The 23,497-nt window shown below is 51.2% G+C and carries 21 protein-coding genes, 2 tRNA genes and 1 pseudogene; 5 read left to right on the top strand and 19 right to left on the bottom strand.

Annotated features, from left to right (window positions below; translation table 11 throughout):
* Positions 1–230: 230 nt before the first annotated feature.
* The 7 genes from rpsO to FEK50_RS15865 form a co-directional block, all read right to left on the bottom strand.
* On the bottom strand, positions 231–500 hold the full coding sequence (rpsO, locus tag FEK50_RS15895; protein ID WP_000059470.1) for a 30S ribosomal protein S15: 270 nt from the start codon (positions 498–500) through the stop codon (positions 231–233).
* 148 nt (positions 501–648) lie between these two features.
* Complete coding sequence (truB, locus tag FEK50_RS15890; protein WP_131160911.1) at positions 649–1,593, bottom strand: tRNA pseudouridine(55) synthase TruB; 945 nt, start codon at positions 1,591–1,593, stop codon at positions 649–651.
* On the bottom strand, positions 1,593–1,994 hold the full coding sequence (rbfA, locus tag FEK50_RS15885; RefSeq protein WP_001040205.1) for a 30S ribosome-binding factor RbfA: 402 nt from the start codon (positions 1,992–1,994) through the stop codon (positions 1,593–1,595). Before rbfA ends, truB begins: the two co-directional genes overlap by 1 nt.
* A gap of 163 nt (positions 1,995–2,157) precedes the next feature.
* The gene (gene infB, locus FEK50_RS15880; RefSeq protein ID WP_130204600.1) at positions 2,158–4,830 is read right to left on the bottom strand and encodes a translation initiation factor IF-2; all 2,673 of its coding nucleotides are present in this window, start codon (positions 4,828–4,830) and stop codon (positions 2,158–2,160) included.
* A gap of 24 nt (positions 4,831–4,854) precedes the next feature.
* Entirely contained in the window at positions 4,855–6,342 is a 1,488-nt protein-coding gene (gene nusA / locus FEK50_RS15875) for a transcription termination factor NusA (protein ID WP_130204598.1), read from the bottom strand.
* A 27-nt stretch (positions 6,343–6,369) separates the two neighbouring features.
* A complete protein-coding gene (gene rimP, locus FEK50_RS15870) occupies positions 6,370–6,822 on the bottom strand; it encodes a ribosome maturation factor RimP (protein ID WP_094316768.1) in 453 nt (150 codons plus the stop codon).
* Between the two features lie 206 nt (positions 6,823–7,028).
* A tRNA-Met gene (locus FEK50_RS15865) sits at positions 7,029–7,105 on the bottom strand.
* 347 nt (positions 7,106–7,452) lie between these two features.
* On the opposite strand from FEK50_RS15865, the gene argG reads away from it, so the two are divergent.
* Positions 7,453–8,796 (top strand): argininosuccinate synthase, encoded by a 1,344-nt coding sequence (gene argG, locus FEK50_RS15860; RefSeq protein WP_130204596.1) that lies wholly within the window; start codon positions 7,453–7,455, stop codon positions 8,794–8,796.
* Positions 8,797–9,071: 275 nt separating this feature from the next.
* Here argG and FEK50_RS15855 read toward each other — a convergent pair.
* From FEK50_RS15855 to rlmE, 6 genes are all read right to left on the bottom strand, one after another.
* A tRNA-Leu gene (locus FEK50_RS15855) sits at positions 9,072–9,158 on the bottom strand.
* A 14-nt stretch (positions 9,159–9,172) separates the two neighbouring features.
* Positions 9,173–9,505: a preprotein translocase subunit SecG gene (secG, locus tag FEK50_RS15850; RefSeq protein WP_001295556.1), complete on the bottom strand. Its 333-nt coding sequence runs from the start codon at positions 9,503–9,505 to the stop codon at positions 9,173–9,175.
* Positions 9,506–9,732: 227 nt separating this feature from the next.
* The gene (gene glmM, locus FEK50_RS15845; RefSeq protein ID WP_000071137.1) at positions 9,733–11,070 is read right to left on the bottom strand and encodes a phosphoglucosamine mutase; all 1,338 of its coding nucleotides are present in this window, start codon (positions 11,068–11,070) and stop codon (positions 9,733–9,735) included.
* Positions 11,063–11,911 (bottom strand): dihydropteroate synthase, encoded by an 849-nt coding sequence (folP, locus tag FEK50_RS15840; RefSeq protein WP_131160910.1) that lies wholly within the window; start codon positions 11,909–11,911, stop codon positions 11,063–11,065. The genes glmM and folP overlap by 8 nt, the downstream gene beginning before the upstream one ends.
* Positions 11,912–12,000: 89 nt before the next feature.
* Entirely contained in the window at positions 12,001–13,935 is a 1,935-nt protein-coding gene (gene ftsH, locus FEK50_RS15835) for an ATP-dependent zinc metalloprotease FtsH (RefSeq protein WP_064529531.1), read from the bottom strand.
* Positions 13,936–14,034: 99 nt separating this feature from the next.
* The gene (gene rlmE / locus FEK50_RS15830; protein WP_000145975.1) at positions 14,035–14,664 is read right to left on the bottom strand and encodes a 23S rRNA (uridine(2552)-2'-O)-methyltransferase RlmE; all 630 of its coding nucleotides are present in this window, start codon (positions 14,662–14,664) and stop codon (positions 14,035–14,037) included.
* 126 nt (positions 14,665–14,790) lie between these two features.
* Here rlmE and yhbY point away from each other — a divergent pair, with 126 nt between their 5' ends.
* Entirely contained in the window at positions 14,791–15,084 is a 294-nt protein-coding gene (gene yhbY, locus FEK50_RS15825; protein WP_001054420.1) for a ribosome assembly RNA-binding protein YhbY, read from the top strand.
* Positions 15,085–15,239: 155 nt separating this feature from the next.
* Here yhbY and greA read toward each other — a convergent pair whose 3' ends face one another.
* Positions 15,240–15,716 carry a transcription elongation factor GreA gene (gene greA, locus FEK50_RS15820; RefSeq protein ID WP_064529530.1) on the bottom strand — a complete coding sequence of 159 codons (477 nt, stop codon included), beginning with the start codon at positions 15,714–15,716 and terminating at the stop codon, positions 15,240–15,242.
* Positions 15,717–15,963: 247 nt separating this feature from the next.
* On the opposite strand from greA, the gene dacB reads away from it, so the two are divergent.
* Positions 15,964–17,397, top strand: a complete 1,434-nt coding sequence (gene dacB, locus FEK50_RS15815; RefSeq protein ID WP_131160909.1) for a serine-type D-Ala-D-Ala carboxypeptidase — start codon at positions 15,964–15,966, stop codon at positions 17,395–17,397.
* Positions 17,398–17,582: 185 nt separating this feature from the next.
* Here dacB and cgtA read toward each other — a convergent pair whose 3' ends face one another.
* The 4 genes and pseudogenes from cgtA to rplU all read right to left on the bottom strand — a co-directional run bounded on the left by cgtA (position 17,583) and on the right by rplU (position 20,451).
* Positions 17,583–18,755, bottom strand: a complete 1,173-nt coding sequence (gene cgtA, locus FEK50_RS15810) for an Obg family GTPase CgtA (RefSeq protein ID WP_000673561.1) — start codon at positions 18,753–18,755, stop codon at positions 17,583–17,585.
* A 15-nt stretch (positions 18,756–18,770) separates the two neighbouring features.
* Positions 18,771–19,736: pseudogene (locus tag FEK50_RS15805) on the bottom strand (DMT family transporter).
* A 125-nt stretch (positions 19,737–19,861) separates the two neighbouring features.
* Positions 19,862–20,119, bottom strand: a complete 258-nt coding sequence (gene rpmA / locus FEK50_RS15800) for a 50S ribosomal protein L27 (RefSeq protein WP_000940595.1) — start codon at positions 20,117–20,119, stop codon at positions 19,862–19,864.
* Between the two features lie 20 nt (positions 20,120–20,139).
* Positions 20,140–20,451: a 50S ribosomal protein L21 gene (gene rplU / locus FEK50_RS15795; protein WP_000271401.1), complete on the bottom strand. Its 312-nt coding sequence runs from the start codon at positions 20,449–20,451 to the stop codon at positions 20,140–20,142.
* 258 nt (positions 20,452–20,709) lie between these two features.
* On the opposite strand from rplU, the gene ispB reads away from it, so the two are divergent.
* Together ispB and sfsB are read left to right on the top strand one after the other, a co-directional pair.
* On the top strand, positions 20,710–21,681 hold the full coding sequence (ispB, locus tag FEK50_RS15790; protein WP_131160908.1) for an octaprenyl diphosphate synthase: 972 nt from the start codon (positions 20,710–20,712) through the stop codon (positions 21,679–21,681).
* 226 nt (positions 21,682–21,907) lie between these two features.
* Positions 21,908–22,186: a DNA-binding transcriptional regulator SfsB gene (sfsB, locus tag FEK50_RS15785; RefSeq protein ID WP_064529526.1), complete on the top strand. Its 279-nt coding sequence runs from the start codon at positions 21,908–21,910 to the stop codon at positions 22,184–22,186.
* Between the two features lie 47 nt (positions 22,187–22,233).
* On the opposite strand, the gene murA is transcribed toward sfsB, so the two are convergent.
* Complete coding sequence (murA, locus tag FEK50_RS15780; RefSeq protein ID WP_130204584.1) at positions 22,234–23,493, bottom strand: UDP-N-acetylglucosamine 1-carboxyvinyltransferase; 1,260 nt, start codon at positions 23,491–23,493, stop codon at positions 22,234–22,236.
* Between the last annotated feature and the right edge of the window lie 4 nt (positions 23,494–23,497).

Genomic DNA, 23,497 nt, shown 5'->3' with positions numbered 1-23,497 from the left:
CTTTCTTAGACAGCACCTTACGGTACTGGTGTTAATACCCGATCTTCTGCGCATCCTCGCGACTAATGACAACCCTAACCCAGCCAAATGTGGGTAAAGCCTCTCATTAGCCGCGCGAACCTCTGCAACGGAAGATCATTCATAGCAACAATACATTAGTTTCCAGTGAATTGCTGCCGTCAGTTTGAAAAAAGGGGCCACTCAGGCCCCTTTTCTGAAACTCGCAAGAATTAGCGACGCAGACCCAGGCGCTCGATGAGCTGGGTGTAACGTGCTACGTCTTTACGTTTCAGGTAGTCGAGCAGTTTACGACGCTGAGAAACCATGCGCAGCAGACCACGACGGCTGTGGTGATCTTTTTTGTGCTCTGCAAAGTGGCCCTGCAGGTGGTTGATCTGTGCAGTCAGCAGTGCTACCTGAACTTCAGTAGAACCGGTGTCGTTTTCACCACGACCAAACTCAGAAACGATTTTAGCTGTTGCTTCAGTACTTAGAGACATTTTAAAACTCCAAAGTATATAGAATGAAAGGACGCCGATCTCTAATTCAGCGATCCCAGTGTACGTTACGCAAAGTGTTAAACATTTTACGCGACGTTAAGCGGCAGTATTCTACTCGTAGCGACCTGTTATCGCAAGACGGTTAACATTACGCCGGATATTCAACCACCAGGCGACGAGGCGCTACGCGGCCTTCATCGTCAATTTCACCCATACCGATAAACTTGCCATTCTCACCTTCTGTAACACGAACCGGTCCTTCCAGCGGCGCACCAGATGTACGAACCGGGTTACCATTTTTGAAGTAAACAGAAGACGTTAACGGAAGATTCACCACCGGATAGTCCGAAGCTGGACTGTCCATTGGCATCAGTAATGGATCAAGTAACTCCGCAGCCGGAATATTCTGCTGTTCAGCTTGCTCAACAAGTTCACGCAGGTGCTCCAGGGTCACCATCCGTTCAACCGGATATTTACTTACCGCCAGACGGCGCAGGTAAATAACATGCGCGCCACAGCCGAGTTTTTCCCCCAGGTCGTCAATGATAGTGCGGATATAAGTGCCTTTTGAGCAGTGAATTTCCAGCTCCAGCTCATTGCCTTCATGGCGAATAAACAGCAATTCATAAACGGTAATCGGGCGCGCTTCACGTGGAACTTCAATGCCCTGACGCGCGTATTCGTACAGTTTTTTGCCCTGATATTTCAGTGCGGAATACATCGAAGGGATCTGTTCGATATCGCCGCGGAAAGTATCCAGCGCCGCCGCCAGCTGCTCTGCACTAAAGGTTACCGGACGTTCTTCAACGATTTGTCCATCGGCGTCGGAAGTATCGGTACGCTGTCCAAGACGCGCAATCACCCGATAGCGTTTGTCGGAGTCCAGCAGATACTGGGAAAACTTCGTCGCTTCCCCGAGGCAAATCGGCAACATGCCAGTTGCCAGCGGGTCCAGCGCACCGGTGTGTCCGGCACGGTTGGCGTTATATATACGTTTCACTTTTTGCAGCGCATCGTTGCTGGACATCCCCTGCGGTTTATCCAGCAACAAAACGCCGTTAATGTCGCGACCGCGACGACGAGGACGACTCATTAGTCCTCCTTGCTGTCGTCCGGGTTAACACGACGTTCTTCGTCATGTTTGACCACGCTGGTCACCAGATTTGACATACGCATCCCTTCAACCAGTGAGTTGTCGTAGAAGAAGGTCAGTTCCGGCACGATACGCAGACGCATCGCTTTACCCAGCAGGCTGCGGATGAAACCAGAAGCTTCCTGCAACGCTTTGATGCCCGCTTTAACCGCGTCTTCATCTTTGTCGTTGAGGAACGTCACATATACTTTGGCATACGCCAGGTCACGAGACATTTCGACACCGGAAACGGTGGTCATCATGCCCAGACGAGGATCTTTAATTTCACGCTGCAGGATGAGAGCGATCTCTTTTTGCATTTCCTGCGCTACGCGCTGCGGGCGACCAAATTCTTTCGCCATAATAAATTCTCCTGACAAAAAAGGGGCTGTTAGCCCCTTTTTAAAATTAATTTCAGGTGGAAGGGCTGTTCACATAGGCCTGATAAGACGCGCCAGCGTCGCATCAGGCAATCCATGCCGGATGCGGCGTAAACGCCTTATCCCGCATGGAACCCTAAAAACCTTAAGCGATGGTACGTTGGATCTCGATGATTTCGAATACTTCGATCACATCGCCAGTGCGGACGTCGTTGTAGTTCTTAACGCCGATACCACATTCCATACCGTTACGGACTTCGTTAACGTCATCTTTGAAGCGGCGCAGGGACTCCAGCTCGCCTTCGTAGATAACAACGTTGTCGCGCAGAACGCGGATCGGGTTGTGACGTTTAACCACACCTTCGGTAACCATACAGCCTGCGATGGCACCAAATTTCGGCGATTTGAACACGTCACGAACTTCCGCCAGACCGATAATCTGCTGTTTCAGTTCAGGAGACAGCATACCGCTCATCGCCGCTTTCACTTCGTCGATCAGGTTATAGATGACGGAGTAGTAACGCAGATCCAGGCTTTCCGCTTCAATCACTTTACGTGCAGAGGCATCAGCACGAACGTTAAAGCCAACCAGGATGGCGTTGGACGCCGCAGCCAGGGTGGCGTCGGTTTCGGTGATACCACCTACACCAGAACCGATGATCTTCACTTTAACTTCGTCAGTAGACAGTTTCAGCAAGGAGTCGGAGATCGCTTCCACAGAACCCTGTACGTCTGCCTTCAGGACGATATTCACTTCGTGAACTTCGCCTTCGGTCATGTTGGCGAACATGTTCTCGAGTTTAGATTTCTGCTGACGAGCCAGTTTAACTTCGCGGAATTTGCCCTGACGGTACAGTGCAACTTCACGTGCTTTCTTCTCGTCACGTACAACGGTAACTTCATCACCCGCAGCCGGAACACCGGACAAGCCGAGGATTTCCACCGGAATGGACGGACCCGCTTCCAGCACTTCCTGACCCAGTTCGTTACGCATCGCACGAACACGCCCGTATTCGAAGCCACACAGAACGATATCGCCCTTATGCAGAGTACCTTCGCGTACCAGTACAGTAGCAACCGGACCACGACCTTTATCGAGGAAGGATTCGATAACCGCACCGCTCGCCATCCCGTTACGTACGGCTTTCAGTTCCAGGACTTCAGCCTGCAGCAGGATAGCATCCAGCAGTTCATCAATACCGGTACCCGCTTTTGCAGATACGTGTACGAACTGGCTTTCGCCGCCCCACTCTTCTGGCAGGATGCCGTACTGAGAGAGTTCGTTCTTAACGCGATCCGGATCGGCTTCTGGTTTATCGATTTTGTTCACAGCAACCACTACCGGAACACCCGCCGCTTTCGCGTGCTGGATAGCTTCGATGGTCTGCGGCATTACGCCGTCGTCTGCAGCAACAACCAGGACTACGATGTCCGTTGCCTGCGCACCACGTGCACGCATTGAAGTAAACGCGGCGTGCCCCGGGGTGTCCAGGAAGGTGATCATGCCGTTTTCAGTTTCAACGTGGTATGCACCAATGTGCTGGGTAATGCCGCCCGCTTCGCCAGAGGCCACTTTCGTTGAACGAATGTAGTCCAGCAGAGAGGTTTTACCGTGGTCAACGTGACCCATGATGGTCACAACCGGCGCGCGCGGTTCAGCCGCAGCACCCGTGTCACGGTCGCTCATTACCGCCTCTTCCAGCTCGTTTTCACGACGCAGGATAACTTTGTGGCCCATCTCTTCAGCAACCAGCTGTGCGGTTTCCTGATCGATAACCTGGTTGATGGTTGCCATTGCGCCCAGTTTCATCATCGCTTTGATGACCTGAGAGCCTTTAACCGCCATCTTGTTAGCCAGTTCGCCAACGGTGATGGTTTCGCCGATCACAACGTCACGGTTAACGGCCTGAGCAGGCTTCTGGAAGCCCTGCTGCAGCGAAGAACCTTTACGTTTTCCGCCTTTACCGCCACGTACCGCTGCACGCGCTTCTTCGCGATCAGCTTTTGATTCAGCGTGTTTGTTGCCTTTCTTCGGACGCGCTGCTTTCGCGTTACGACCACGGCCACGGCCGCCTTCGACTTCACGATCGCTTTCGTCTTCTGCCTGACGGGCATGTTGAGAGGTAGTAACGTGATAATCGCTGGAATCTTCAGTTGGTTCCGCGTTATCAGTCCATTTATTTTCTTCCGCCATACGACGTGCTTCTTCAGCAACGCGACGTGCTTCTTCTTCGAGTTTACGACGCGCTTCTTCTTCAGCTTTACGCTTGAGCTCTGCAGCTTCCTGCTCACGGCGGGCTTTTTCAGCCTGGGCGGTTTTAGTCATATCGTCTTGTTGATTGCTCACTTTGTCTTTTTCCGCAGCTTCACGTTTCGCTTGTTCAGCGGCTTCACGTTTAGCTTGTTCTGCGGCCTCACGTTCAGCTTTTTGTTGCGCCTCGCGTTTGGCCGATTCTTCTGCCTCACGACGGGCTTGCTCTTCCGCTTCACGCTGCGCTTGCTCTTCCGCCGCAAGGCGCTCGGCCTCTTGCGGGTCACGTTTCACAAAGGTGCGTTTCTTGCGGACTTCGATTTGTACCGATTTGCTTTTTCCACCGGTACCAGGAATGTTAAGGGTGCTGCGTGTTTTACGCTGCAGCGTTAATTTGTCCGGACCTGAATTTTTCTGGTTCAGGTGGTCAATTAAAGCCTGTTTCTCTTGTGCGGACACAGAGTCGTCAGCAGACTTCCGGATACCTGCATCAGCAAATTGCTGTACCAGGCGTTCCACGGAGGTCTGTCGCTCTGCGGCCAGCGTTTTAATCGTTACATCTGTCATGCTGTTCCTTCCTGCTACAGTTTATTACGCTTCGTCACCGAACCAGCAAATATTACGGGCAGCCATAATCAGTGCTCCGGCTTTTTCGTCGGTCAACCCTTCGATATCAGCCAGATCATCAATGCCCTGTTCGGCGAGATCTTCCAGCGTACAAACGCCACGGGCGGCCAGTTTGAATGCCAAATCACGATCTATCCCTTCAAGGTTCAGCAGATCGTCAGCCGGCTTGTTATCACCGAGGCTTTCTTCCTGGGCCTGTGCAATGGTGGCCAGTGCATTTTTAGCACGCTCACGCAGTGCTTCAACGGTCGGCTCATCAAGGCCTTCGATTTCCAACAGCTCTTTCATCGGCACATAGGCCAGTTCTTCCAGCGTTGAGAAACCTTCTTCTACCAGGACAGTCGCGAAGTCTTCGTCAATGTCGAGATAACGGGTGAAGGTGTCAATCGCTGCATGCGCTTCCGCCTGATGCTTAGCCTGCAGGTCGTCAACGGTCATCACGTTGAGTTCCCAACCGCTGAGCTGCGAAGCCAGACGCACGTTCTGACCGTTACGGCCAATCGCCTGCGCCAGGTTACCGGCTTCAACGGCGATATCCATGGTGTGTTTATCTTCATCCACCACGATAGAAGCAACGTCTGCCGGTGCCATCGCATTAATCACGAACTGCGCCGGGTTATCATCCCACAGGACGATATCGATACGCTCGCCGCCCAGTTCAGTAGAAACCGCCTGAACACGCGCGCCACGCATACCTACGCAAGCACCTACCGGATCGATACGTTTATCGTTGGTTTTCACCGCGATTTTCGCACGAGAACCCGGGTCGCGAGCCGCTGCTTTAATTTCAATCACTTCTTCGCCGATTTCTGGCACTTCAATGCGGAACAGTTCGATCAGCATTTCCGGCTTGGAACGGGTAACGAACAGTTGCGCGCCACGCGCTTCCGGGCGAACGGAATAAAGCACGCCACGAACGCGGTCGCCAGGGCGGAAGTTTTCACGCGGAAGCATATCTTCGCGCAGGATCACGGCTTCAGCGTTGTTGCCCAGATCCAGAGAGATGTTGTCGCGGTTTACTTTTTTCACCACGCCGGTGATGATTTCACCTTCGTGTTCACGGAACTGATCAACCACCATCGCACGTTCGGCTTCACGCACTTTCTGCACGATAACCTGTTTTGCCGTCTGGGTGGTGATACGGTCAAAGGTAACAGACTCAATCTGATCTTCAACGTAATCGCCCAGGTTCAGGCTTTCATCTTCATAACGTGCGGCTTCAAGGGTGATTTCCTTGGTCGGCTGGGTGACTTCATCAACAACTAACCAGCGACGGAAGGTGTCAAAATCACCGCTTTTGCGATCGATCTGTACGCGGACGTCGATCTCTTGTTCATATTTTTTCTTTGTTGCTGTCGCCAGCGCGCTTTCCAATGCTTCGAAAATCTTCTCGCGAGGTAGCGCCTTTTCATTGGATACGGCTTCAACTACAGCCAAAATTTCTTTGTTCATCGCGGGCTTTTCACCTCATCCAGACTATTAAAAGTGGGGAACCAGGTTCGCCTTCTGGATATTACTCAGCGCGAACACTTCATCTTTACCTTCGACGGTAACTGTGATCATTTCACCGTCTACCGCTTTGATAACGCCCTGCCATTTACGACGGTTTTGTACCGCCATACGGAGAACCAGAGTCACCTCTTCTCCGACAAAACGGGCGTAGTGTTCAGCCGTGAACAGTGGGCGATCGAGACCCGGTGAGGAGACTTCCAGGTTATAAGCAACGGTGATGGGATCTTCAACATCCAGCACAGCACTTACCTGGTGGCTCACATCAGCACAATCATCAACATTGATGCCATCTTCACTATCAATATAGATGCGCAGTGTGGATGTGCGACTGCGAATAAACTCGATGCCAACCAGCTCAAAACCCAGGGCCTCAACTGGCGCAGTAATCATCTCTGTTAATTTTTGCTCTAATGTGGACAAGCCCACCCCCAAGACATAAAAAAAGGGCCTAAAGCCCAGTTATTCTGTAGTCAGATAACAAAAAACCCCGATAAATCGGGGCTTTATATAACTGAACCCTATAACCGCAACTGCGGTCTGGAGCACTTTCCAGAAGGATTTTTTCAAATCCCACTACGAAGGCCAAAGTCTTCACAGTATATTTGAAAAAGAACTCTAAGGGAAAGTGGTTGCGGGGGCCGGATTTGAACCGACGACCTTCGGGTTATGAGCCCGACGAGCTACCAGGCTGCTCCACCCCGCGCCTGAAACGTGGCAAATTCTACTCGTTTTGGGTAAAAAATGCAAATACTGCTGGGATTTGGTGTACCGAGACGGGACGTAAAATCTGCAGGCATTATAGTGATCCATGCCACATTTTGTCAACATTTATTGCTAATCACATGAATGAATATCCAGTTCACTTTCATTTGTTGAATACTTTTGTCTTCTCCTGCTCTCCCTTAAGCGCATTATTTTACAAAAAACACACTAAACTCTTCCTGTCTCGGATAAAAGATGATTAAATGAAAACTCATTTATTTTGCATAAAAATTCAGTTAGAGCGAAAATCCAGGCTCATCATCAGTTAATTAAGCAGGGTGTTATTTTATGACGACGATTCTCAAGCATCTCCCGGTAGGTCAACGTATTGGCATCGCTTTTTCTGGCGGTCTGGACACCAGTGCCGCACTGCTGTGGATGCGAAAAAAGGGAGCGGTTCCTTATGCATATACTGCAAACCTGGGCCAGCCAGACGAAGAGGATTACGATGCGATCCCTCGTCGTGCCATGGAATACGGCGCGGAGAACGCACGTCTGATCGACTGCCGCAAACAGTTGGTCGCCGAAGGTATTGCCGCTATTCAGTGTGGCGCTTTCCATAACACTACTGGCGGCCTGACCTATTTCAACACGACGCCGCTGGGCCGCGCCGTGACCGGCACCATGCTGGTTGCTGCCATGAAAGAAGATGGCGTGAATATCTGGGGTGACGGCAGCACCTATAAAGGAAACGATATCGAACGTTTCTATCGTTACGGTCTGCTGACCAATGCTGAACTGCAGATTTACAAACCGTGGCTTGATACTGACTTTATTGATGAACTGGGCGGCCGTCATGAAATGTCTGAATTTATGATTGCCTGCGGTTTCGACTACAAAATGTCTGTCGAAAAAGCCTACTCCACGGACTCCAACATGCTTGGTGCAACGCATGAAGCGAAGGATCTGGAATACCTCAACTCCAGCGTCAAAATCGTCAACCCGATTATGGGCGTGAAGTTCTGGGATGAGAGCGTGAAGATCCCGGCAGAAGAAGTCACAGTACGCTTTGAGCAAGGTCATCCAGTGGCGCTGAACGGTAAAACCTTTAGCGACGACGTAGAAATGATGCTGGAAGCTAACCGCATCGGCGGTCGTCACGGGCTGGGCATGAGCGACCAGATTGAAAACCGTATCATCGAAGCGAAAAGCCGGGGTATTTACGAAGCTCCGGGGATGGCACTGCTGCACATTGCGTATGAACGTCTGCTGACCGGTATTCACAACGAAGACACCATTGAGCAGTATCATGCACATGGTCGTCAATTGGGCCGTCTGCTGTACCAGGGGCGTTGGTTTGACTCCCAGGCGCTGATGCTGCGTGACTCTCTGCAACGCTGGGTTGCCAGCCAGATAACAGGTGAAGTGACGCTGGAACTGCGTCGCGGGAACGACTACTCGATCCTCAATACCGTCTCTGACAACCTGACCTATAAAGCAGAGCGTTTGACCATGGAGAAAGGCGACTCTATGTTTACGGCTGAAGATCGTATTGGTCAACTGACCATGCGTAACCTGGATATTACCGATACCCGCGAGAAGCTGTTCGGTTATGCCAAAACTGGACTGCTCTCCTCCTCCGCCTCTTCGGGCGTGCCGCAGGTGGAGAATCTGGAAAATAAAGTTAAGTAATCTCAGAGCTTTCATGCTAAAGGCCGCCAATGCGGCCTTTTTTACGACCAATATAATGTGATCGCGCATAACGATTTAGATGTCTGTTCCAGCAAAGCTGGCCAATGTCATGAGTTGATTAATATCGCTTGTCGCATGCAAAACTGAAGCTGAACGAACTATTGCGCCGATTTGTTTGACGTTCGAAAGACTACGGAAATTGGTCAAGTTGATGACATTCAGGACGGGTCATTAAAACGAAAAAAGACGCTTTTCAGCGTCTCTTTTCTGGAATTTGGTACCGAGGACGGGACTTGAACCCGTAAGCCCTATTGGGCACTACCACCTCAAGGTAGCGTGTCTACCAATTCCACCACCTCGGCACGGATACTACTTTTTAGTTCGGGATATCGCTGGTCGGCTTAGCCGGAGCAGCTGGCTGAGTTTGTTCGGTTTTCGCCGGCGCACTCAGGTTTTCCCATTCGCTACCTTTATTGGTTTTGTTGCTGTTGATGTTACCCAGCACCAGACTGATGATGAAGAATAACGTTGCCAGCAGCGCCGTCATGCGGGTCATGAAGTTACCAGAACCACTTGAACCAAACAGCGTAGCGGAAGCGCCTGCTCCGAAGGAGGCTCCCATATCAGCGCCTTTACCTTGCTGCAGCATGATCAGACCTACAAGGCCAATTGCTACAATAAGGAAAACTACTAAAAGAGCTTCGTACATAATCAACCTGTTCCTTGCGGAGTTGCCGCGTACCAATGCTTCAACCAATAAAGCGGGAGTTTTTAATCTTTCCCACTGAAGCGGGTGTGAATACTAACCAAAGCGAATGACCTTCGCAAGGGCAATTTTATTGCATTGTATCAACTGCGGAAAAAAACAGCAAAACCGATGTACTTAAGAAGAACAAAGGCGACAATCGCCGTCTTTTTAGCCAGTTAGCTATCGAATTAAACGGCTTTTACCGCGTCAGCGATGCGATGCGCAAATTCGGTTACCTGCGCTTCGTCTTCACCTTCTACCATCACGCGAATTAACGGTTCGGTGCCGGATTTACGCAACAGCACACGTCCACGGCTACCCAGCGCCGCTTCAACTTCTGCGGTCACAGCTTTGACTGATTCATGCTCCAGCGGATCGCCGCTACCTGCGGTGTAACGCACGTTAACCAGAATCTGCGGGAACATTTTCATACCACTGCAAAGGTCGTGCAGACTCATATGGTTACGCGCCATCGCCGCCAGCACCTGCAAACCTGCAACAATGCCATCACCGGTGGTGGTTTTATCCAGCAGGATCACATGACCGGAGTTCTCGGCACCGATGCGCCAGCCTTTCTCCTGCATTTTTTCCAGTACGTAGCGGTCGCCCACTTTCGCACGAGCAAATGGAATACCTAACTGTTTCAGCGCCAGTTCCAGCCCCATGTTGCTCATCAATGTACCCACCGCGCCACCACGCAGCTGGCCCTGACGAAGACCTTCACGCGCGATGATATACATGATCTGATCGCCATCGACTTTATTGCCTTCATGGTCAACCATAATCACGCGGTCGCCGTCACCGTCAAAGGCGATACCGAGATCTGCTTTTTCAGCCAGTACGCGCGCCTGTAACGCACGAACATCAGTTGCGCCCACTTCGGCATTGATGTTTACGCCGTTCGGCTCACAACCGATAGCGATAACATTCGCTCCCAGCTCGCGCAGCACGTTCGGCGCAATGTGATAAGTCGCGCCGTTGGCGCAATCCACCACAATTTTCAGTTCGCTCAAACTAAGTTCATTCGGGAACGTGGCTTTACAAAATTCGATATAGCGCCCCGCTGCGTCAACGATACGGCTGGCTTTACCCAGTTCTGCCGAATCAACGCAGCTAATCTCTTTTTCCATTTCAGCTTCAATGGCTTCTTCAACTGCATCCGGCAGCTTGGTGCCGTCAATAGAAAAGAATTTGATCCCGTTATCATAGAATGGGTTATGTGATGCAGAAATTACAATCCCAGCTTCGGCGCGGAAGGTACGCGTCAGATAAGCCACGGCCGGTGTTGGCATCGGGCCAGTGAAGAGTGCGGAAAGACCGGCAGCCGCCAGACCCGCCTCCAGCGCCGACTCCAGCATATAGCCAGAAATACGGGTGTCTTTACCGATAATAATCTTGCGGGAACCATGACGTGCCAGCACTTTACCCGCAGCCCACCCCAGCTTAAGCACAAAATCAGGCGTGATCGGCGCATCCCCAACACGACCACGAATCCCATCGGTACCGAAATATTTACGATTACTCATAGCGTTTGTTTTCCTTTGCAGACAGAGTGGCTTCCACCACTCGCATCGCTTCTACGGTTTCTTTGACGTCATGAACACGAATAATGTGCGCGCCTTGCATTGCGGCAATGACCGCACAGGCCAGACTACCGCTCAGGCGCTCGGACGGCCCCACGTTCAACAGCTGTCCAATCATCGATTTTCGTGACATACCCACCAACAGCGGCAGGTTGAAATGATGAAATTCAGCCAGACGCGCCAGTAATGCATAGTTGTGATGGAGATTTTTACCGAAACCGAATCCGGGGTCGAGCAACAATTTCTCTTTTGCGATACCAGCCTGTTCGCAGCGTGCTATTTGCTCAACAAAGTAGCGATTTACCTCGGCAAAGACATCGTCATACTTTGGTGCTTCCTGCATGGTCTTTGGGTTTCCCTGCATATGCATCAGGCAAACTGGCAAACCAGTTTCAGCGGCAGCTTCCAGGGCGCCGGGTTCGGAAAGGGAGCGGATATCATTAATGATGTGAGCGCCTGCTTTCGCTGACTCACGGATCACTTCCGGTTTGGATGTATCTACCGAGATCCAAACTTCAAATCGTTGCGCAATTGCCTCAACGACTGGAATAACACGCTGCAACTCTTCTTCAACGCTCACTTCCGCAGCCCCTGGACGTGTGGACTCGCCGCCAACGTCAATGATCGTTGCGCCAGCATTGATCATCAGATTCGCATGTTTCACCGCATCAATCAGCGAATTATGCGTGCCGCCATCGGAGAAAGAATCAGGCGTGACGTTGAGGATCCCCATTACGTGAGGATGGCTAAGGTCCAGTGAAGAGCCCTGGGCAAAGAGTTTCATGGTGTTATCCCTGGTATGAATTGATAAGAAAAAACCCCGGAGCACGCCCCGGGGTTTTCGGTACAAATACAGTCATCTGATGCGGGAACTTACTTGTCGCCTAACTGCTCTGACATGGTGTTACCCGGGTTCGGCGTACGCGGTTCATCAACCGGACGAGGAGCCTTTGGACTACCATTGTCGCCAGAATTGTTAGAAGCGCCTGGTTCTTCCCAGCCCGCTGGCGGGCGTACATCGCGACGTGCCATCAGGTCATCAATCTGCGGTGCATCGATGGTTTCATATTTCATGAGCGCATCTTTCATTGCATGCAGAATATCCAGGTTGTCGTTCAACAACTGACGCGCACGATTGTAGTTACGCTCAATCAGTAACTTCACTTCCTGGTCGATGATACGCGCAGTTTCATCGGACATATGTTTCGCTTTCGCCACGCTACGACCGAGGAACACTTCACCCTCTTCTTCCGCGTACAGTAGCGGACCAAGTTTTTCGGAGAAGCCCCACTGAGTCACCATGTTACGTGCCAGGTTGGTCGCAACTTTAATATCGTTGGACGCACCGGTAGAAACATGTTCCGGCCCGTAGATGATCTCTTCTGCCAGACGGCCACCGTACAGCGTAGAAATCTGGCTTTCCAATTTCTGACGGCTGGCGCTGATTGCGTCGCCCTCAGGCAAGAAGAAAGTCACACCCAACGCACGTCCGCGCGGGATAATCGTCACTTTGTGCACCGGATCGTGTTCCGGCACAAGGCGACCGATAATCGCATGGCCTGCTTCGTGGTATGCAGTCGATTCTTTCTGCGCTTCCGTCATCACCATGGAGCGACGTTCCGCACCCATCATGATTTTGTCTTTCGCTTTTTCGAACTCAACCATCGACACAACGCGTTTGTTGCCACGAGCAGCGAACAGTGCCGCTTCATTCACCAGGTTCGCCAGGTCTGCACCGGAGAAACCAGGAGTACCACGGGCAATGATTGCCGCGTCAATATCTGGTGCCAATGGTACGCGACGCATGTGAACTTTCAGGATCTGTTCACGACCGCGAACATCTGGCAAGCCAACCACAACCTGACGGTCGAAACGGCCAGGACGCAGCAGCGCCGGGTCCAGAACGTCCGGACGGTTAGTCGCGGCGATAACGATGATACCTTCGTTACCTTCGAAGCCATCCATCTCAACCAGCATCTGGTTCAGAGTCTGTTCACGTTCATCGTGACCACCGCCCAGACCTGCGCCACGTTGGCGGCCGACGGCGTCGATTTCATCGATAAAGATGATACACGGTGCCGCTTTCTTCGCCTGTTCGAACATGTCACGAACACGGGATGCACCCACACCGACGAACATTTCTACGAAGTCAGAACCGGAGATAGTAAAGAACGGAACTTTCGCTTCGCCTGCAATCGCTTTTGCCAGCAGCGTTTTACCGGTACCCGGAGGACCGACCATCAGGACGCCTTTCGGGATCTTACCGCCGAGTTTCTGGAAGCGGCTTGGCTCGCGCAGATACTCAACCAGTTCAGCAACTTCTTCTTTTGCTTCGTCGCAGCCCGCAACGTCAGCAAAGGTCGTTTTGATCTGATCTTCCGTCAGCATGCGCGCTTTGCTCTTACCGAACGACATGGCACCTTTACCACCGCCGCCCTGCATTTGACGCATGAAGAAGATCCAGACACCAATCAGCAACAGCATCGGGAACCAGGAGATGAAGATAGAAGCCAGCAGGCTTGGCTCTTCAGGCGGTTCACCGACAACCTTGACGTTCTTGGTCAGCAGGTTATCCAGTAACTTCGGATCCTGAACCGGAATGTAAGTGGTATAACGGTTACTATCTTTCTTGGTAACGTTGATTTCACGTCCGTTGATACGCGCTTCACGAACCTGGTCGTTATTGACCTCTTGTAGGAAGGTAGAGTAATCCACCTTACGTCCATTAGACTCGCTGGGCCCAAAGCTCTGGAATACTGACATCAGCACAACGGCAATGACCAGCCAGAGTATTAGGTTTTTCGCCATGTCACTCAAGGGATTAACCTCTTATTACAACTGTGTTAAAAACAGCGTCAGGATACTCTATATCCAGCATCTTTCAAACTTTCGTCTGAAATCTCCCGGTTAGGGTTTACGCCCGGTCGCTACAATATACACTTCCCGCGAACGTGCACGAGAAGAGTCCGGCTTACGAACTTTGACCTTCGTAAACAGGGAGCGAATTTCCCTTAGATACTCATCGAAACCTTCGCCCTGGAACACCTTCACTACAAAACTGCCACCTGGCGCTAATACATCACGACACATTTCTAGCGCCAGTTCCACCAGATACATGGCACGGGGGATATCCACCGCCGGTGTTCCGCTCATGTTTGGTGCCATATCGGACATGACAACCTGGACTTTGCTGTCGCCTACGCGCTCCAGCAGTGCTTTCATCACCAGTTCATCACGAAAATCGCCCTGAAGAAAGTCCACACCAACGATAGGATCCATAGGTAAAAGATCGCAAGCGATGATACGGCCTTTGCCGCCAATTTGGGTGACCACATATTGTGACCAACCACCTGGCGCAGCACCAAGGTCGACAACCGTCATTCCCGGTTTAAAGAGTTTGTCACTTTGCTGTATTTCATCAAGTTTAAACCAGGCACGGGAACGTAACCCCTTTTTCTGTGCCTGTTGAACATATTTATCGCTAAAGTGTTCCTGAAGCCAGCGACTGGAGCTGGCAGAACGCTTCTTACCTGTCATTTAACTTTCCCATTGGGATAACTCATCGTAACCAATTGCGTAAATTTTTACGCGCCTATTTGGCGATATATGGGAGATGGCGGTAGAATGACCCGTTTTCAATCCCAACGTAAGCAAAAAAATACGATGAATCTGAGTACTAAACAAAAACAGCACCTGAAAGGTCTGGCACATCCGCTCAAGCCAGTTGTTCTGCTTGGCAGTAATGGTTTGACCGAAGGGGTGCTGGCCGAGATTGAACAAGCGTTAGAGCACCATGAACTCATCAAGGTGAAAATCGCCACTGAAGATCGCGAAACTAAAACCTTGATCGTGGAAGCTATCGTGCGCGAAACCGGCGCCTGTAATGTACAGGTCATCGGTAAAACGCTGGTGCTTTATCGTCCAACTAAAGAACGTAAAATCTCGCTGCCACGCTAAGATTATCCTAAAGTTACACACATTTGCTGTGTAAAACGAGGGATTTTCCGCAAGCAGGAGAGCAAAATGCCACGCTCTGTTCGTTGATAAAAGGCCGCATAGCGGCCTTTTTCCTTTCTTTACAATACATCAACATTTTGAGTATTGGGTAATTCTTACAGGTATTCCACCTTAATTACTTCAAATTCTACATCGCCGCCCGGCGTTTTGATGACCACTACATCATCTTCTTCTTTGCCAATCAGTCCACGAGCGATAGGCGAGTTTACAGAAATCAGGTTCTGTTTAAAGTCAGCTTCGTCATCGCCTACGATGCGATAGGTCTGTTCTTCATCAGAATCCAGATTCAAAACCGTCACGGTAGCGCCAAAAATCACGCGACCATTGTTTGGCATTTTGGTGACATCAATTACCTGCGCGTTCGACAGCTTGGCTTCGATATCTTTGATACGGCCTTCGCAAAAACCCTGCTGCTCACGCGCAGCGTGGTATTCGGCGTTTTCTTTCAGGTCGCCATGCTCACGCGCTTCCGCGATAGCAGCAATGATTTCAGGACGGCGCACAGATTTCAGAAAATCCAGCTCTTCGCGTAATTTTTCAGCGCCGCGTAAGGTCATCGGAATAGCTTGCATTTGTTATACCTCTTGAATATTCCTGATGGGGAGAGTCTCCACTCGCCCCGGCTGTTCGGCATGCCCGGCACAACTCCTCGTCGGGGCCAGAAGCAAAAAAATACCGACCCGGGAACAGGTCCCAGGCCAGCAATAATTCACATTTTGATAGTCATTTTACCCTGAAGTTCCCGAAGGGTCATCGTTTACTTTATAGGGCGTTGCGCCGTAGTATGACGACTCGATTCCAGGTTGTTAGCGCGAGATTATGCGATTTTCCAGATTTATCATCGGATTGACCAGCTGTATAGCGTTCAGTGTTCAGGCCGCGAATGTTGATGAGTACATTACTCAACTCCCCGCTGGCGCCAACCTTGCCCTGATGGTGCAAAAAGTCGGCGCGTCTGCCCCCGCTATTGATTACCATAGTCAGCAAATGGCGCTGCCCGCCAGTACGCAGAAGGTGATCACTGCGCTGGCGGCGTTGATTCAACTTGGCCCCGATTTTCGTTTCACCACTACACTTGAAACCAAAGGCAATGTGGAGAACGGCGTACTCAAGGGTGACTTAGTGGCGCGATTTGGTGCCGATCCGACGCTAAAACGTCAGGATATTCGTAATATGGTGGCGACCCTGAAAAAATCAGGCGTCTCCCAAATCGATGGCAATGTGTTCATAGACACGTCCATTTTTGCCAGTCACGATAAAGCCCCCGGCTGGCCCTGGAACGATATGACACAATGCTTTAGCGCCCCGCCTGCCGCCGCCATTGTTGACCGCAATTGCTTTTCCGTCTCGCTCTACAGTGCCCAAAAACCCGGTGATATGGCCTTTGTTCGCGTGGCCTCTTATTACCCTGTGACTATGTTCAGCCAGGTACGCACTCTCCCCCGAGGTTCAGCCGAAGCGCAATATTGCGAGCTGGATGTGGTGCCAGGCGACCTTAACCGCTTTACGTTAACCGGATGCCTACCACAACGTTCAGAGTCGCTACCGTTGGCTTTTGCCGTACAGGATGGCGCCAGCTACGCCGGAGCGATTCTGAAAGATGAGTTAAAACAGGCAGGCATTACCTATTCCGGCACGCTACTGCGACAAACGCAGGTTAACGACCCAGGAACGGTGGTTGCCAGTAAACAGTCGGCCCCTTTGCACGATCTGCTTAAGATTATGCTGAAAAAGTCCGACAACATGATCGCCGATACCGTCTTTCGCATGATTGGTCATGCGCGCTTTAATGTCCCGGGGACATGGCGTGCCGGGTCGGACGCCGTGCGTCAGATCCTGCGTAAGCAGGCGGGTGTGGATATTGGCAACACGATTATTGCAGATGGTTCGGGGCTTTCACGGCATAACCTGATTGCACCAGCCACCATGATGCAGGTGCTGCAATACATTGCCCAACACGACAATGAGCTTAACTTTATCTCAATGCTACCTTTAGCAGGCTACGATGGTTCGTTGCAGTACCGTGCAGGTCTGCATCAAGCGGGCGTAGATGGTAAAGTTTCAGCGAAAACAGGTTCGTTGCAGGGCGTGTATAACCTGGCAGGATTCATCACCACAGCAAGTGGGCAACGAATGGCGTTCGTACAATATCTTTCTGGTTATGCAGTAGAACCCGCAGATCAGCGTAATCGCCGTATTCCGTTGGTACGTTTTGAAAGCCGTTTGTATAAAGATATTTACCAGAACAATTAGTCAAAAAGAAACCCCGGCACATGGCCGGGGTTTCAGATTATTGACAAAGTGCGCTTTGTTTATGCCGGATGCGCCGTGAACGCCTTATCCGCCCTACAAAATCTTTCAAATTCAATATATTGCAATCATCTTGTAGGCCTGATAAGTGTAGCGCATCAGGCTTATTTGGCATTGGTCATCAGTGATTAACGCTTGTAAATGAACTCAACGCCTTCTTCGTCGTCTTCGTCCCAGTCGTCATCCCAGTCTTCATCATCCTCTTCAGCAATCTCTTCAAGCTGCTGACGATGATAATCATCCCACATGAATTCGACTTTCTCAGGCTGTTTCGCTTCTTCTGCCTGCACGACCGGGTTTTCAATGATAAAGGTCATCACATCCCAGCAGAGATCTTTCACGCCCAGTCCGCTCGCCGCAGAGATCAGATAATATTTATCTTCCCAGCCCAGCGCCTCAGCGATCGCTTTCGCTTTCTCTTCAGCTTCTGCTTTATCCAGCAGGTCGATCTTGTTGAAGACTAACCAGCGTGGTTTCGCCGCCAGATCCTGGCTGTATTTTTCCAGCTCGCTGATAATAATACGCGCGTTTTCAACTGGATCGGTGCCGTCAATCGGATCGATATCGATGAGGTGCAACAGGACGCGGCAACGTTCCAGGTGCTTCAGGAAGCGAATACCCAGACCTGCGCCTTCCGCAGCGCCTTCAATCAACCCCGGGATATCAGCAACAACGAAGCTCTTCTCGTTGTCCATACGTACCACGCCCAGGCTTGGTACGAGCGTAGTAAACGGATAGTCCGCTACTTTCGGTTTAGCCGCCGAGACAGCGCGGATAAATGTCGATTTACCGGCATTTGGCATCCCCAGCATACCGACATCAGCCAGCAGCATCAGCTCCAGCAGCAGCTCGCGCTTATCGCCCGGCGTACCGTTGGTTTTCTGCCGTGGTGTACGGTTAACGGACGATTTGAAACGGGTATTGCCCAGACCGTGCCAGCCGCCCTTGGCAACCAGCAGACGCTGACCGTGTTTGGTCATATCGCCCATGGTTTCACCGGTACCCTGGTCGATTACACGCGTACCTACCGGCACTTTAATCGTCACGTCTTTACCGCGCTTACCGGTACAATCGCGGCTTGCGCCGTTCTGACCGCGCTCTGCACGGAAAGATTTTTCAAAACGATAATCGATAAGCGTGTTCAGGTTCTCGTCGGCTTCCATCCATACGTCACCACCGTCACCGCCGTCGCCGCCATCCGGGCCGCCTTTCGGAATATATTTTTCGCGGCGGAAGCTCACGCAACCATTACCGCCATCACCTGCAACGACCAGAATCGATGCTTCATCAACAAACTTCATTTTATTCTCCGTAAATCATTCGCCTGCGCGGGGTTGCGATACCACCGTTGTATGCTTACGTAATCCGCCCCAAATACGATGACCAATGGCGGAATACATCGCGCCCGCAACCACGACAAACGCACCGAGATAACCTAAAAGGTTTAACATCGGTCTGGCGAAGAAATCGGGCCAGGCCAGTTATAAAAGATCTGAAAAAAACAGCGTAAACAGTGGGGTGAGCGTGATGATCGCACTCACCTGCGCTGCCTGCCAGCGAGCCATCGCTTCCGCCAGGGCGCCATATCCTACCAAGGTATTCAGTCCGCAAAAAATTAAACATGCGAGCTGCCAGTGGCTAAGCTGCGCTATCACCCCTGGCTTTGCCAGAGGGAAGAGCGCAATTGTACATAAAGTGTACAGTAAAAACAGAATCTGCGGTGAGGCCAGCCGACGCAATAAAACCTTTTGCGCCACGCCATAACTCACCCAGACCGTCGCCGCACCGACCCCAAAGATAACTCCCCAGGTATAATCGGTGAGCTTTGTAAATATCTCGACCAGACTGGTATTAAAAAACATGACCAGGCCGCTCAGGAGCATCAATGCCCCTACAACCTGAGTGCTGCGCATTTTCTCTTTCAGGATAAATACGCTGGCAACCATCATGCCAACCGGCGAGAGTTGCCCAATCACCTGCGAAGCGGTCGGGCTCAGGTATTGCAAGGATGAACTGAACAGGATGAAGTTCCCAAACAGCCCAGCGGTCGCCACTGCCAACAAAATCAACCAGCGTGGCTTACGAAACACGCGTAATGGCGGCAACCTCTTCTTCAGTGCAAGAATGGCACCAAGACCAATACTCGCCATCAAGAAACGGTAAAACACGATTGTCGGAGGCTCCATCACCTCCAGCACCTGCTTCATTGCGATTGGCAACGCACCCCAGCAAATTGCGGTAGTGAGCGCCAAAAGAATACCAATGCCTGCCTGCTGCTTCATACCGTATTCCCTGCAAAGCGCATTTGCGGATTAACGCCGCACCATGCGCATTTTACCGGTTATCGAATGTAAAAAGCCCCGCAACGTGTTGCGGGGCTTTCATCCGTTACCGGGACGCGAAAAACTTATTCAGCTTCGATGCTGATAAATTTACGGTTTTTCGGGCCTTTAACTTCGAATTTCACTTTACCGTCTGCTTTAGCAAACAGAGTGTGGTCACGACCGCAACCTACGTTAGCGCCAGCGTGGAATTTGGTACCACGTTGACGAACGATGATGCTACCCGCCAGAACGGATTCGCCACCGAAACGCTTAACGCCCAGGCGTTTAGCTTCTGAATCGCGACCGTTACGTGTGGAGCCGCCAGCCTTTTTATGTGCCATTTGAAATCTCTCCTCAGGTCTTAGGCGCTGATGCCAGTAATTTTCACATCAGTGAACCACTGACGATGGCCCTGCTGCTTACGATAGTGTTTACGACGGCGAAACTTAACGATTTTAACTTTCTCGCCACGACCGTGAGCAACAACTTCAGCTTTGATTACGCCGCCATCAACGAAAGGAACGCCGATTTTGACTTCTTCACCGTTTGCGATCATCAGCACTTCAGCGAACTCAACAGTTTCGCCAGTTGCGATGTCCAGCTTTTCCAGGCGAACGGTCTGACCTTCGCTTACTCGGTGTTGTTTACCACCACTTTGGAAAACCGCGTACATATAAAACTCCGCTTCCGCGCACACCTTTTCAATGATTCAGAGTGCGCTATAAATATTCACAATAGGGCGCGAATATTACGCAAAACGCACGCCTTTGACAAGTGCTACAGTCAATACACGAAGAAAAAAAACACAACTTGTACGGTAACGTTTATCTGTGCCATTTTTTCAGTACAATCACTCTATATTCCTAACCATAAACCCTAAGTTGCCTCTGTTCACAGTAAGGTAATCGGGGCGAAAAGCCCGGCTTTTGCGATGAATTTAGAAAAAATCAATGAGTTAACCGCGCAAGATATGGCGGGTGTTAATGCAGCAATTCTCGAGCAGCTTAATTCCGACGTCCAACTGATCAATCAGTTAGGCTATTACATCGTCAGCGGCGGCGGTAAACGTATTCGTCCGATGATTGCTGTACTGGCTGCACGAGCTGTTGGCTATGAGGGGAATGCACATGTCACCATTGCTGCCCTAATTGAGTTTATCCACACGGCGACCCTGCTACACGACGACGTTGTGGATGAATCAGATATGCGCCGAGGTAAAGCTACCGCCAACGCCGCTTTTGGTAACGCTGCCAGCGTGCTGGTAGGCGATTTTATTTATACCCGTGCGTTCCAGATGATGACCAGCCTCGGCTCGCTCAAAGTTCTGAAAGTGATGTCAGAGGCTGTAAACGTCATCGCGGAAGGTGAAGTTTTGCAACTGATGAACGTTAATGATCCAGACATCACCGAAGAGAACTACATGCGTGTTATTTACAGCAAAACCGCACGTCTGTTCGAGGCTGCAGCTCAGTGTTCCGGTATTCTGGCAGGCTGTACGCCGGAAGAGGAAAAAGGCCTGCAAGATTATGGTCGTTACCTCGGCACGGCTTTCCAGCTGATCGACGATTTGCTCGATTACAATGCCGATGGCGAACAGTTGGGCAAAAATGTCGGTGATGATCTGAACGAAGGTAAACCGACGCTGCCGCTGCTGCATGCGATGCATCATGGCACACCAGAACAGGCACAGATGATCCGTTCCGCCATCGAACAAGGGAACGGTCGACATCTTCTGGAACCGGTTCTGGAAGCAATGAACGCTTGCGGCTCTCTGGAATGGACACGTCAGCGTGCGGAAGAAGAAGCAGACAAAGCCATTGCTGCATTGCAAGTGTTGCCGGATACCCCATGGCGAGAGGCGTTAATCGGCCTCGCACACATCGCTGTTCAACGCGATCGTTAATCCCTTCCTGTTATCCCGCGTACTGCGCGGGATAGTTCTAATAAACTCCAAAAAACCCTCAATCAATCGCAAAATTGTCTAAAATACAGATAACTTATCTTAATATATTCTGAATATTCACACTCCTTACAGGAACTTTTTAGAACAATGCGCCATCAGGAGTATAGTGGCGTTACCCGGAGTGCATGTTCTGAAAGTAAGCGACTAACTTAAGGAGTGAGGAAAGATGGAAAATAATTTTATTGACTGGCATCCCGCCGATATCATTGCGGGTTTGCGGAAAAGAGGAACGTCAATGGCGGCGGAATCTCGCAGAAATGGTTTGAGTTCCTCGACACTGGCGAATGCATTATCGCGTCCCTGGCCGAAAGGAGAGATGATTATTGCAAAAGCATTAGGAACTGATCCCTGGGTTATCTGGCCATCACGCTATCATGACCCGCTGACCCATGAGTTTATCGACAGATCGCAGTTGATGCGCAGCTACACCAAACCGCAAAAATGAGTAGCCTGGCGGTAGCCCCGCGAACGGGGCTGCCAGCTATCAGACGATTACTCGCCTTTCACACGCTCAATGTTAGCACCAAGCGCGCGAAGTTTGTCTTCAATGCGTTCGTAGCCACGATCGATGTGATAAATACGATCAACAACCGTAGTACCTTCTGCAATGCAGCCAGCCAGCACCAGACTTGCTGAAGCACGCAGATCGGTTGCCATTACCTGTGCGCCGGAAAGTTTTTCAACACCGTGACAAATAACGGTATTGCTTTCAATTTCGGCATGCGCGCCCATACGGCTCAGCTCAGGTACGTGCATAAAGCGGTTTTCAAAGACCGTTTCGGTGATGAATCCCGTTCCTTCTGCCACCAGGTTCAGCAGCGTGAACTGGGCCTGCATATCGGTCGGGAACGCCGGATGCGGCGCAGTACGTACGTTAACGGCCTTCGGACGTTTGCCGTGCATATCCAGGCTAATCCAGTCTTCGCCTACTTCGATGTCCGCCCCAGCGTCACGCAGTTTCGCCAGCACAGCGTCAAGGGTATCTGGCTGGGCGTTACGGCAGATGATTTTGCCGCGAGAGATCGCCGCCGCCACCAGGAAGGTGCCGGTTTCGATGCGGTCAGGAAGCACACGATAGACACCGCCCCCCAAGCGCTCCACACCTTCGATGACAATACGATCGGTACCCTGGCCGCTAATTTTCGCGCCCAGCGTAACCAGGAAGTTCGCGGTATCGACGATTTCCGGTTCACGTGCCGCGTTTTCAATAATCGTGGTGCCTTCCGCCAAGGTTGCAGCACACATAATGGTCACGGTTGCACCAACACTGACTTTATCCATCACGATGTGCGCGCCTTTCAGACGGCCATCGACGGAAGCTTTAACGTAACCTTCTTCCAGTTTGATGGTCGCGCCTAATTGCTCAAGGCCGGAAATATGTAAATCAACCGGACGAGCGCCAATCGTACAACCACCAGGCAAAGAAACCTGCCCCTGACCAAAACGAGCCACCAGCGGCCCAAGCGCCCAGATAGAGGCACGCATGGTTTTAACCAGATCGTAAGGCGCGCAGAAGACATTAACGTCACGGGCATCGATACGCACAGAACCATTACGTTCTACTTTGGCGCCAAGCTGGCTAAGCAGCTTCATTGATGTATCGACGTCTTTCAGTTTCGGGACGTTCTGGATCTCCACCGGTTCTTCCGCCAGCAGTGCAGCGAAAAGGATAGGCAGAGCAGCATTTTTAGCGCCGGAAATTGTGACTTCGCCCTGGAGCTTCGTTGGCCCCTGAACACGAAATTTATCCATTTAG

The organism is Escherichia sp. E2586 (assembly GCF_005781105.1).
Taxonomy (GTDB): Bacteria; Pseudomonadota; Gammaproteobacteria; order Enterobacterales; family Enterobacteriaceae; genus Escherichia.
The sequence above is the reverse complement of the archived record's forward strand: the minus strand, read 5'-3'. Positions and strand labels throughout refer to the sequence as shown.

What these genes read in the sequence shown, in the direction of transcription:
- yhbY (WP_001054420.1), top strand. Translation starts at nt 14,791, where the DNA reads ATGAATCTGAGTACTAAACAAAAACAGCACCTGAAAGGTCTGGCACAT.
- murA (WP_130204584.1), bottom strand. Translation starts at nt 23,493, where the DNA reads ATGGATAAATTTCGTGTTCAGGGGCCAACGAAGCTCCAGGGCGAAGTC.
- dacB (WP_131160909.1), top strand. Translation starts at nt 15,964, where the DNA reads ATGCGATTTTCCAGATTTATCATCGGATTGACCAGCTGTATAGCGTTC.
- rplU (WP_000271401.1), bottom strand. Translation starts at nt 20,451, where the DNA reads ATGTACGCGGTTTTCCAAAGTGGTGGTAAACAACACCGAGTAAGCGAA.
- cgtA (WP_000673561.1), bottom strand. Translation starts at nt 18,755, where the DNA reads ATGAAGTTTGTTGATGAAGCATCGATTCTGGTCGTTGCAGGTGATGGC.
- rpsO (WP_000059470.1), bottom strand. Translation starts at nt 500, where the DNA reads ATGTCTCTAAGTACTGAAGCAACAGCTAAAATCGTTTCTGAGTTTGGT.
- glmM (WP_000071137.1), bottom strand. Translation starts at nt 11,070, where the DNA reads ATGAGTAATCGTAAATATTTCGGTACCGATGGGATTCGTGGTCGTGTT.
- truB (WP_131160911.1), bottom strand. Translation starts at nt 1,593, where the DNA reads ATGAGTCGTCCTCGTCGTCGCGGTCGCGACATTAACGGCGTTTTGTTG.
- rlmE (WP_000145975.1), bottom strand. Translation starts at nt 14,664, where the DNA reads ATGACAGGTAAGAAGCGTTCTGCCAGCTCCAGTCGCTGGCTTCAGGAA.
- secG (WP_001295556.1), bottom strand. Translation starts at nt 9,505, where the DNA reads ATGTACGAAGCTCTTTTAGTAGTTTTCCTTATTGTAGCAATTGGCCTT.
- nusA (WP_130204598.1), bottom strand. Translation starts at nt 6,342, where the DNA reads ATGAACAAAGAAATTTTGGCTGTAGTTGAAGCCGTATCCAATGAAAAG.
- rpmA (WP_000940595.1), bottom strand. Translation starts at nt 20,119, where the DNA reads ATGGCACATAAAAAGGCTGGCGGCTCCACACGTAACGGTCGCGATTCA.
- rbfA (WP_001040205.1), bottom strand. Translation starts at nt 1,994, where the DNA reads ATGGCGAAAGAATTTGGTCGCCCGCAGCGCGTAGCGCAGGAAATGCAA.
- greA (WP_064529530.1), bottom strand. Translation starts at nt 15,716, where the DNA reads ATGCAAGCTATTCCGATGACCTTACGCGGCGCTGAAAAATTACGCGAA.
- ispB (WP_131160908.1), top strand. Translation starts at nt 20,710, where the DNA reads ATGAATTTAGAAAAAATCAATGAGTTAACCGCGCAAGATATGGCGGGT.
- sfsB (WP_064529526.1), top strand. Translation starts at nt 21,908, where the DNA reads ATGGAAAATAATTTTATTGACTGGCATCCCGCCGATATCATTGCGGGT.
- folP (WP_131160910.1), bottom strand. Translation starts at nt 11,911, where the DNA reads ATGAAACTCTTTGCCCAGGGCTCTTCACTGGACCTTAGCCATCCTCAC.
- infB (WP_130204600.1), bottom strand. Translation starts at nt 4,830, where the DNA reads ATGACAGATGTAACGATTAAAACGCTGGCCGCAGAGCGACAGACCTCC.
- argG (WP_130204596.1), top strand. Translation starts at nt 7,453, where the DNA reads ATGACGACGATTCTCAAGCATCTCCCGGTAGGTCAACGTATTGGCATC.
- ftsH (WP_064529531.1), bottom strand. Translation starts at nt 13,935, where the DNA reads ATGGCGAAAAACCTAATACTCTGGCTGGTCATTGCCGTTGTGCTGATG.